This is a genomic window from Ruegeria sp. CDSA193, from assembly GCF_059611885.1.
This window is the reverse complement of sequence record NZ_JBXWPN010000014.1, coordinates 50,611-60,791: the sequence shown is the minus strand read 5'-3', so window position 1 is coordinate 60,791 and position 10,181 is coordinate 50,611. Positions and strand designations below refer to the sequence as shown.

Genomic DNA, 10,181 nt, shown 5'->3' with positions numbered 1-10,181 from the left:
CTAAATCATTCCCTAAGATGCCCCCAGCCTCTCCTGAGCGTCTCCACCGTCTCTCCGATGCGTCCGGTCGTCTCTCCGACCCGTCAGCGCCGCCTCAGCAGCGCCGGTGAAGGGGTATTTACGGATTAGGTCTGGGACCTGCAACCCCCATTTTGAAAAAACTTCACATTTCTCTGCTGAAACTCGCCCATATTAATGAAAACAATAAGTTAGCTTAATAATTTGGGTAAGAAACTCGATCGGGCGCTGCGTGATGCGGGGGTTTGTCAGAGCTTTAGGCGGAATCGTACCCAATGGTTGGTATGCCTGCGGGATCCGACCCAAAGAAAACGCCGCCCGAGTCCCCTCGGGCGGCGCTATCTCTGCGATGATCGTCGATTTACTTCAGATCAAAACGATCCGCGTTCATCACCTTGTTCCAGGCCGAGACAAAGTCACAGACAAATTTACCCTCGGCACCCGTCTGACCGTAGACCTCAGCGAGCGCCCGCAGTTGCGAGTTGGAACCGAAGACCAGATCGACGCGTGTACCAGTCCATTTGACCTCACCGCTGGCGCGGTCCCGACCTTCATAGACGCCTTTGCCCGAGGGCTTCCACTCGGTGCCCATGTCCAGCAGGTTGGTGAAGAAGTCGGTGCTGAGCGTGCCAACGCGGTCGGTCAACACACCATGCTTGGTGCCACCGAAGTTGGCTCCGATCACGCGCAGACCGCCAACCAATGCGGTCATTTCCGGCGCCGACAGCGTCAGCAGCTGGGCCTTGTCGACCAGAAGCTCTTCGGGTGAAACCGAATAATCCGTCTTCTGATAGTTGCGGAAGCCGTCGGCCTCGGGCTCGAGCACGGCAAAGCTGTCCACATCGGTCTGATCTTGCGTCGCATCGGTGCGGCCAGGTGTGAACGGAACCTCAACCTCCTGACCACCGGCCTTGGCGGCCTGTTCGACACCCACATTACCAGCCAGAACGATCACGTCGGCCAGAGACACTTTCTTGCCCCCGGATTGTGCGCCGTTGAACGCCGCCTGAACGCCCTCAAGCGCGGTCAGCGCCTTGGCCAGCTTCATCGGTTCGTTCGCGTCCCAGTCTCTCTGCGGAGCAAGACGGATACGCGCGCCATTGGCTCCGCCGCGCTTGTCCGAGCCGCGGAAGGTCGAGGCCGAAGCCCATGCGGTCGAAACCAGCTCGGACACCGACAGGCCAGTGGCCGCGATCTTAGCCTTCAGCTCGGCCACATCCGCGTCACCGATCAGCTCGTGATCCACGGCGGGGACATTGTCTTGCCACAGCAGTTCCTCGGCCGGAGATTCCTCGCCGATGTAATTCGAACGCGGGCCCATGTCGCGGTGGGTCAGTTTGAACCATGCACGGGCGAAAGCGTCAGCGAATTCTTCCGGGTTCTCGTGAAAACGCTTTGAGATCGGACCATAGATCGGGTCCATGCGCATCGCCATGTCGGCGGTGGTCATCATGGTTTTGACCTTCTTCGACGCGTCATGCGCCGCCGGGGCCATGTCTTCTTCTTTGACATTCACCGGTTCCCAAATCCACGCGCCCGAAGGGCTTTTGGTCAGGTTCCAGTCATATCCGAACAGCAGGTCGAAATAGCCGTTATCCCATTGGATCGGATTTGCGGTCCAGGCGCCCTCGACCCCTGAAGTGGTGGTATCGTCACCCTTGCCGGACCCAAACTTGTTGATCCAACCAAAGCCCATCTCTTCGATCGGGGCGGCTTCGGGTTCGGGGCCGACCAGATCGGGATCGCCCGCGCCATGCGCCTTGCCGAAGGTGTGACCACCAGCAACCAGAGCAACGGTTTCCTCGTCATTCATTGCCATACGGCCAAAGGTGTCGCGGATGTCACGACCCGAAGCCAGAACGTTGGGCTCTCCGTCCGGACCTTCAGGGTTTACATAGATCAGGCCCATCTGCACTGCGGCCAGTGGGTTTTCCAGATCGCGCTCACCGGAATACCGGCTCTGCGGATTGTCGGTCGGGGCCAGCCATTCTGTCTCGGTTCCCCAATAGATGTCTTCTTCGGGGGCCCAGATATCGGCACGGCCGCCGGCAAAACCAAAGGTTTTGCCACCCATGGATTCGATGGCGCAGTTACCTGCCAGGATCATCAGGTCAGCCCAGGAAATCTGGTTTCCGTATTTTTGCTTGATCGGCCACAGCAGACGACGCGCCTTGTCGAGGTTACCGTTGTCCGGCCAACTGTTGAGCGGCGCAAAACGCTGGTTCCCGGTCGAGGCCCCGCCACGGCCATCTGCCGTCCGGTAGGTGCCTGCACTATGCCAGGCCATCCGAATGAACAGACCACCATAATGGCCATAATCCGCCGGCCACCACTCCTGTGAATCCGTCATCAGCGCATATAGGTCTTCTTTCAGCGCCTTCATATCCAGCTTTTTGAACTCTTCAGCATAGTCGAAATCCGAACCCAGAGGATTCGAAGCCGCTCCGTGCTGGTGCAGGATCGACAGGTTTAGCTGGTTCGGCCACCAATCCCGGTTGGAACGGGTTCCAGCGCCGTGCATCACAGGGCATCCGCCTGCTTTGGGGTTATCACTTCCGTCCATATCGGTCTCCAATCCTAGCTAATATCCGGCGATCTTGCGCAGTGAAATTCGTGGTAATCAAGAACACAGATTCAAGACACGTTTTCCCCATCCAAATACACTGAGCATCTGGCAAGGGTATCGGTATTCCTGAAGTCCTGACCTAGTCAGAAATAGCAAATTGCATTCATGCATAAAAGTTTTGTTTAATGATGAAAACCATAGGAAATAATTATGAAGAGAACATCCCCGGATCCCGTGCAATCGGAGCAATTTTCAAATCCCTGAATAACCTTGGGTCACATATAGACCACAGCCCTTGTTTTTCATCCGTATGCGACCACTGTCTTTATGAACGACACGAGCGCGGGTTCTTTTGTTCGGATCCGCGCCTAATACAGATTGACCGGCGTATTTGACTGCCGGTTCCGAAAATTTTTGGAGTCTGAATGCAATTTGACTATGTAATTGTCGGCGCAGGATCCGCCGGTTCGGTTCTTGCCGGTCGTCTGAGCGAAGATCCTGGAATACGTGTCTGCCTTCTTGAAGCCGGAAACGGCGGCAACGGCATGCTTACCAGATTGCCCGCGGCAACAGTGGCCTCGCTGCCGGGGCGGCCGAAAATCAACAACTGGGCATTTGAAACCGTGGCCCAACCGGGGCTGAACGGCCGCAAAGGATATCAGCCGCGCGGCAAGACGGTGGGCGGGTCCAGCGCGATTAACGCAATGTTGTACGTCCGGGGTCAGCGTCAGGACTATGATGGCTGGGCTGAACTGGGCTGTGCCGGTTGGGACTGGGACAGCGTCCTTCCCTATTTCAAGATGTCCGAACATAACGAAGATGGTGCCGACGACCATCACGGCGACAGCGGCCCTCTGCACGTGTCAAACCAGAAACAGCCGCGCCCGATCACGCTTGCCTTTATTGAAGCTGCCGAACAGATGCAGCACCGCCGAAGCCGGGACTTCAACCGGGGCGATAACGAGGGCGTTGGTCTGTATCAGGTCACACAGTTTCACGACCCGTCGAAGAATGGCGAGCGATGCTCGGCAGCGGCGGCCTATGTCTTTCCGGTCATGGACCGCCCGAACCTGACGGTCATTACCGACGCCCATGCCAAAGAGCTGACCTTTGAAGGAAAGCGGGCCACCGGTGTGGTGTACAGGAAAAAGGCCAAAGGTGCGGATATCACTGTCTCCGCCAGGCGCGAGGTTCTGGTTTGCGCCGGTGCACTTCAAACTCCGCAGTTGTTGCAGCTATCCGGGATTGGTGCCGCTGATGATCTGGTCAAACATGGGATCGAGGTGCGGCACGACCTGCCGGGCGTTGGCAAGAACCTGCAGGACCATCTGGATTTCACGCTGCTCTATAAAACCCGGGACACCAACACATTCGGCATCGGTGTCGCTGCCGCACTGAATTTCGCAGGACATATTTGGCGCTGGCGTAAGACCGGCAAGTCGATGGCGGCCACACCATTTGCCGAGGGCGCCGCGTTTCTGAAAACCTCCCCGGAATTGGATCGCCCCGACATCCAGCTGCACTTCGTCATTTCCTTGGCCGATGATCATGCAAGGAAGCTGCATTATGGCTATGGGTTCGGCTGCCATGTGTGCAAATTGCGCCCCGAAAGCCGTGGCACGGTCGGGCTGCACAGCGCCGATCCCTTTGCCGCTCCGGCCATTGATCCGGCTTACCTGTCCGATGACCGCGATCTGGACACGCTGATCAAGGGCGCGCGTATGACCAAAGACATTCTGCACGCGCCGGCCTTCAGTAAATTCCGGCACAAAGCGATGTACGGCATGGATGACGCTCAGACCGATGCGGATTGGGAGCACCATATTCGCGCTCGCGCCGATACGATCTATCACCCGGTCGGAACCTGCAAAATGGGTGTGGATGCGATGGCCGTGGTTGACCCCGAACTGCGTGTGCGCGGGATCGAGGGGCTGCGCGTGGTCGATGCATCGGTCATGCCTACTCTGGTTTCGGGAAACACCAACGCCCCAACCATCATGATCGCCGAGAAAGCCGCGGACCTGATCAAAGCCACCGCCCGATAAGGGCTCAGCCGTCCTTCATCAGGGCCTGCAGTCCAGCGCGGTAATCCGGATACAAAAGCCGGATACCCAGTTCATCCTTGATCCGGTCATTCTTGACCCGCTTGTTTTCATTATAGAAACTTCGGGCCATCGGGGACATATCGGCCTGGTCGAACGGAACCGCAGCGGGCAGAGGCAGGCCTTGCAGCTCAGCCGCATAGGCGATGACATCCTGTGGCGGCACCGGCTCATCGTCACAGACATTGTAAATCGCACCTGGGTTTGGCGATGCCATCGACGCCGCAAGCACCTGCGCGATGTCCGCCACATGGATGCGCGAGAACACCTGCCCCGGTTTGATTATGCGGCGCATTCCCACCCGTTTAAGTTTGGAAAATGGGCCGCGCCCGGGGCCATATATCCCGGCAAGGCGAAAGATGTGGACGGGCAGGCCCGGAATGTCTTGCCATTGTGTCTCGGCCCGGACGCGCCACCTGCCGCGCTCGGCCATTGGTGAAGGAAGGGTCGCCTCGTCCACCCAACCGCCTTTGTGGTCCCCATAGACTGCGGTTGTGGAAAGGTATCCGACCCAATCGAACTGACCTGCGCGGTCAGCGATTTTGTCGCCAAGCGCCGCCAGCACTGGATCTCCGCCCGCATTCGGCGCGGTCGAAATCAACAGATGTGTTACCCCGTCCAAATCAACCGTCTGACCTGGCCAGATCACCGGTTCGGCACCGGATGCGCGGACCGCACCCGATTGCGCCGGATCGCGCGTAGTTCCGAATACGCGCCAACCCGCCGGTTCAAGATGCCGCGACAGGGCCTGCGCCGAATATCCGTGACCGAATGAAAAGAGTGTCTTAACCATATCCTTCTTGATGATCGCCAATGGTCCAAGATGCAAGCACCCGCCACTGGATACTTGATTCGAATCCCCACATACGCCTTTCATGAGTCATGAGTACAAAATCGCCCGACCTGCATGCAGCTTATGCGCTAGACAGCCCCGAGGACCACAAACGGCTTTATGCCGAATGGGCCGGCGACTATGATGACGGTTTTGCGGCGCGCGAGGACTATCAGTTGCATATCCACACCGCCCGCGCCTTTGTCAGCGCCGGGGGACAGGGTCCGGTTTTGGATGTCGGTGCAGGCACCGGGCTTTGCGGTGCGGTACTGGCCGGGTTGGGCGTTGGTCCGATCGACGCCACCGATATCAGCGCCGAGATGCTGGATCAGGCCCTGCGCAAAGACATCTACCGCGACGCGATTGAGGCTGACCTGAACCAGGGCATCCCGGTGCCGCGCGACAGCTATTCGGGCATTGTGTCCTCGGGCACATTTACCCATGGCCATCTCGGCCCCGAGGCCCTGCCCGCGCTGTTGAACGTGGCCCGGACAGGCGCGCAATTCGCTCTGTCGATTAACGCGAAACACTACGAATCTCTGGGATTTGCTGACGCACTGCACCAGCTTGCCCATGGGCAGATACAAAACCTGTCCCTGGCCGAAGTTCGAATCTACGGCAACCTGGCTGCCGGGCCCAACCGGGACGATACCGCCCTTATCGCAATGTTCGAGAAGATCTGAACCCGCTCAGCGCCCTTTCCAGACCGGGTCGCGTTTCTCGGCAAAGGCGCGCGCGCCTTCGAGGTTGTCTTCAGAACCATATAGAATGTCCACCGTCGGCAACTGCCGCCCGGTGATCCGGTTCATGGCATCCTGAAACTTGGAATCTTCGGCGTCGCGCACGATCTCTTTGATCGCCGCGTAAACCAGCGGGGGGCCGCTGGCCAATAAACGGGCCAGTTCCCATGCCCGGTCTAAAAGCTGATCACCTGGGACGATCTCGTTGATCAGGCCCCACCCTTTTGCCTCAACCGGATCGAACCAGCGGCCAGTCAGCAGCAGCTCCATCGCGATATGGTAGGGGATGCGTTTTGGCAGCTTTACACTGGCCGCATCGGCCACGGTGCCCGACCGGATTTCGGGCAGGGCAAAGCTGGCATGCTCTGCAGCGATGATCATATCCGCACTCAGCGCCAGTTCCAGCCCGCCACCACAGGCAATCCCGTTCACCGCAGCGATGACAGGCTTGTTCATATCCCGCAATTCCTGCAGCCCGCCAAAACCGCCGACTCCATAATCTCCGTCCACGGCGTCTCCGTCCGCGGCGGCCTTCAGGTCCCACCCCGGGCAAAAGAACTTTTCGCCACCACCGGTCAGGATGGCCACGCGCAACTCAGGATCATCGCGGAATTCGCGGAACACTTCACCCATGATCCGGCTGGTGGCCAGATCAATGGCATTTGCCTTGGGTCGGTCCAGAGTGACCTGCAGAATCGCGCCATCGCGCTTGGTTTTAACCGGGTTCATATACGTGCCTTTCGGATCAGAGCATCCACAGCCACAGCGCCATCGGGATTGCAGATGAGTGGATTGATTTCAACTTCGCTGACATGGGCTGCATTGGCAATAACATAGGCTTGCACAGCCTCGGCTGCATTCAGGATCGCCTCGGTATCCGCCGCCGGTTTACCGCGATACCCCTCCAGCAACGGCGCACAGTTCAGCTTGCCCAGCGCCTGACGGACCACGTCCCGGGATGACGGGATCAGCACTGAAACACTGTCGCGCAGAATTTCGGTCAGCACGCCTCCAGCCCCTAGCGTCAGAACATAGCCATGGACCGGATCACGGGTGACGCCGATCAATAACTCGGCAACACCGCCTTGGGCCATCTCTTCGATCAGAACTTCGTCGGTTCCAAGCTCGGTCGCAACCGCGCTCAGATCGTCCAAGCCGACGCCAAGGCGCACCGCACCGTGTTCGGATTTATGCGCAAGCCCGACGCCCTTGACCGCGAAAGGCGCGGTCAGATTCGATGCAGCATGCGCAGCCTTGTCCGGACGCGTCACTACGGATTGAGGAATCCGCAGACCATGATCTGCCAGCGCCCGTTTGGCTTCTGCTTCGGTCAAGACATGGTCTGCCTCAGCCTGCGAGGGCAACAGTACCGGATCAGCCGGTGCCGCAACCGGCCGCGCGGCGGCCTCAACCGCAGCCAAGGCTTCATGCAGACCGGCAAAGGGCACCACACCGCCGTCCAGCAGGCGCTTCGCCACATCCTCGGGCATCAGTTCGGGCAATGTCGCGGCAACGGCAAAGGGTCGCCCGGTCCGGGCAGCGCAGTTCAACGCCGCTTGGGTGGCGCACTCCCAATCCGACGCGTCGGTATGAGGATAGTCGACAATCGCGATGGTAATGGCCTGTTCCGGCCCGGTCATCGCCGACCACGCGCGGGTCATCGCTTCGGTATCGCGCCATATATAGGTGTGGTAGTCTAGCGGGTTCGCCAACGCCACCATTGGGCCCAAAGCCGCCCGCAGGTCAGTTTTCTGTGCCTCGGTCAAGGGGGGGAAATGCAGATCACGCCCCTCTGACATATCGGCGGCGAGGCTGGCCTCACCACCCGAGCAGCTGATCGTGCTCAACCCGGTGCCGTCCAACCGACCCGTGACATGCAACAGCTTGAGGCATTCCAAAAAGCTGGGAATGTCGTCCAGCCGGGCGATTCCCAACCGGTCCAGAAACGCCTGCGCGCCCGCATCACCACCTGCCAAAGACGCGGTATGCGAAATCGTCGCCGCCTGCGCATGGGAGGAGCGGCCCATTTTCAAAGCAACGACCGATACGCCCCGTCTGCGTGCCTTGTCGGCCAAAGCCTCCCATTTTCGCAGATCGCCAAACCCCTCGATATGAACACCGATAGCGGTGATCCGGTCGTCGTCCAGAAGTGTTGAGGCAACGTCAGCCTGATGTGTCTGCGCCTGATTCCCGCAGGTCAGCATGAACGCCAGCGGCAGGGCCCGGCGTTGCATGGTCATGTTGATTGCAATATTCGAACTTTGCGTCAGGATCGCTACGCCTCGTTCCACCGGTTGCATCCCATGCTGATCCGGCCAGACTGCGACTTGGTCCAGCCCGTTGACGAAACCATAGCAGTTGGGACCCAGAACAGGCATTTCCCCGGCGGCTGCAATCAACTGGTCCTGCAGATCGGCGCCCAGATCATCCTCGGCTCGCGCCTCGGTGAACCCCGACGCGAAACAAACCGCACCCCCTGCCCCGATCGCTGCCAGCGCCTGAACCGCCTCGATTGTTGCATGACGATTGATGCCCACAAAGGCCACATCCGGGGCTGTGGGCAAATCCTCGAGCCGCGCAAAAACGCGCTCTCCGGCGACCTCGGCGGCTTTGGGATGGACCGGCCAGATATCGCCCTGAAACCCGAACTTGCGCGCCTGTTGAATGACTGACGCGCACCAAGCCCCACCACCGATCACAGCAATGGAGCTGGGGTTCAACGCCCGTGCCAGCGCCGTTGTCATGCGCCAAGTGCCCGCAACAGCTCACGACTGATGATGTGACGCTGAATCTCGCTTGTACCGTCCCAGATGCGTTCGACACGCGCATCGCGCCAGAACCGTTCCAGCGGGTAATCGTCCATCAGCCCCATGCCGCCATGCACCTGAATCGCGGCGTCAGTCACCCGTGCCAGCATTTCGGACGCATAGAGCTTGGCCGAGGCAATCTCGCGGTTTGCAGGCAGCCCTTTGTCCAGCCGGTCGGCCGCTGCCAGTGTCAACAGGTCAGCGGCATCGATTTCGGTGATCATATCGGCGATCTGGAATGACACGCCCTGGAACTTGCCGATTTTCTGACCGAATTGTTCACGCGTGGCTGCATAGTCCAGCGCATAGTCAAAGGCGCGACGTGCGCGTCCGACCGACATGGTCGCCACGGTGATGCGGGTGGCATATAGCCAGGTATTCATCACCTCGAACCCGCCATCGACCTCGCCCAACACCTGACTGTCGGGCAGGCGACAATCGTCAAAATCCAGGACCATGTTCTTATAGCCCCGGTGGCTGACCGATTTATACCCGTCCCGGATGGTGAATCCCGGCGTGCCGCGATCCACAAGAAAGGCTGTGATCCGTTTCTTTGGACCTTTTGGCGTCTGATCTTCACCCGTCGCGATGAAAACGATGATGAAATCGGCATGCTCCGCGCCCGAGATGAAATGTTTGGTCCCGTTGACGACCCAATCTCCGCCGTCTCGAACTGCGGCACATTTCATACCACGCACATCCGAACCTGCACCTGGTTCGGTCATCGCCAGTGCATCCATCCTTTCGCCCCGAACTGCGGGCATCAGATAGCGTTCGACTTGCTCGCCCTCGCAGGCCATCAGGATGTTTTGCGGACGGCCAAAGAAGTGGTTCAAGGCCATCGAACCCCGGCCCAGTTCGCGCTCGACCAGTGCAAATTCCCGATGGTTCAGCCCGGCACATCCGACGCTTTCTGGAAAATTGCAGGCATAGAAACCCAATTCAGTGGTCTTGCGCTTGATCTCATCCGCTATTTCCTGCGGAACCTCGCCGGTACGTTCAACCAGCTCTTCATGTGGATAGATCTCTTTCTCGACGAAACTGCGAACAGTCGCGGCGATCATCTCTTGCTCGTCGGTCAGGCCATATTGCATCTGCGGTCTCCACATCTTGGGC

General features: G+C 59.1%; 7 protein-coding genes. 2 read left to right on the top strand and 5 right to left on the bottom strand.

All coding sequences use genetic code 11. The features are described from left to right. Positions 1-379: 379 nt before the first annotated feature. Positions 380-2,581 (bottom strand): catalase/peroxidase HPI, encoded by a 2,202-nt coding sequence (gene katG, locus AC2FLG_RS20360; protein WP_496707763.1) that lies wholly within the window; start codon positions 2,579-2,581, stop codon positions 380-382. Positions 2,582-3,009: 428 nt separating this feature from the next. On the opposite strand from katG, the gene AC2FLG_RS20355 reads away from it, so the two are divergent. Then, positions 3,010-4,629: a GMC family oxidoreductase gene (locus AC2FLG_RS20355; protein WP_496707762.1), complete on the top strand. Its 1,620-nt coding sequence runs from the start codon at positions 3,010-3,012 to the stop codon at positions 4,627-4,629. Positions 4,630-4,633: 4 nt separating this feature from the next. Here the strand turns inward: AC2FLG_RS20355 and AC2FLG_RS20350 are convergent, their stop codons facing one another. Next, positions 4,634-5,479, bottom strand: coding sequence for an SDR family oxidoreductase (locus tag AC2FLG_RS20350; protein WP_271952583.1), 846 nt, complete (start codon positions 5,477-5,479; stop codon positions 4,634-4,636). A gap of 89 nt (positions 5,480-5,568) precedes the next feature. Between AC2FLG_RS20350 and AC2FLG_RS20345 the strand changes: the two genes are divergently transcribed. Then, positions 5,569-6,201 (top strand): class I SAM-dependent DNA methyltransferase, encoded by a 633-nt coding sequence (locus AC2FLG_RS20345; protein ID WP_496707760.1) that lies wholly within the window; start codon positions 5,569-5,571, stop codon positions 6,199-6,201. A 6-nt stretch (positions 6,202-6,207) separates the two neighbouring features. Here AC2FLG_RS20345 and AC2FLG_RS20340 read toward each other — a convergent pair whose 3' ends face one another. Genes AC2FLG_RS20340 through AC2FLG_RS20330 form a run of 3 tightly spaced genes read right to left on the bottom strand, consistent with a single transcriptional unit; the run spans position 6,208 to position 10,159 of the window. Further along, positions 6,208-6,987 (bottom strand): carnitinyl-CoA dehydratase, encoded by a 780-nt coding sequence (locus AC2FLG_RS20340; protein WP_281973956.1) that lies wholly within the window; start codon positions 6,985-6,987, stop codon positions 6,208-6,210. Beyond that, a complete protein-coding gene (locus AC2FLG_RS20335) occupies positions 6,984-9,002 on the bottom strand; it encodes an acetate--CoA ligase family protein (RefSeq protein ID WP_496707758.1) in 2,019 nt (672 codons plus the stop codon). The genes AC2FLG_RS20340 and AC2FLG_RS20335 overlap by 4 nt, the downstream gene beginning before the upstream one ends. Further along, positions 8,999-10,159, bottom strand: a complete 1,161-nt coding sequence (locus tag AC2FLG_RS20330) for an acyl-CoA dehydrogenase family protein (RefSeq protein ID WP_496707756.1) — start codon at positions 10,157-10,159, stop codon at positions 8,999-9,001. The genes AC2FLG_RS20335 and AC2FLG_RS20330 overlap by 4 nt, the downstream gene beginning before the upstream one ends. Positions 10,160-10,181 lie beyond the last annotated feature (22 nt).

Bases quoted from the DNA above. Each gene is read 5' to 3' on its own strand.
- AC2FLG_RS20355 (WP_496707762.1), top strand. From the start codon at position 3,010: ATGCAATTTGACTATGTAATTGTCGGCGCAGGATCCGCCGGTTCGGTT.
- AC2FLG_RS20340 (WP_281973956.1), bottom strand. From the start codon at position 6,987: ATGAACCCGGTTAAAACCAAGCGCGATGGCGCGATTCTGCAGGTCACT.
- AC2FLG_RS20335 (WP_496707758.1), bottom strand. From the start codon at position 9,002: ATGACAACGGCGCTGGCACGGGCGTTGAACCCCAGCTCCATTGCTGTG.
- katG (WP_496707763.1), bottom strand. From the start codon at position 2,581: ATGGACGGAAGTGATAACCCCAAAGCAGGCGGATGCCCTGTGATGCAC.
- AC2FLG_RS20350 (WP_271952583.1), bottom strand. From the start codon at position 5,479: ATGGTTAAGACACTCTTTTCATTCGGTCACGGATATTCGGCGCAGGCC.
- AC2FLG_RS20330 (WP_496707756.1), bottom strand. From the start codon at position 10,159: ATGCAATATGGCCTGACCGACGAGCAAGAGATGATCGCCGCGACTGTT.
- AC2FLG_RS20345 (WP_496707760.1), top strand. From the start codon at position 5,569: ATGAGTACAAAATCGCCCGACCTGCATGCAGCTTATGCGCTAGACAGC.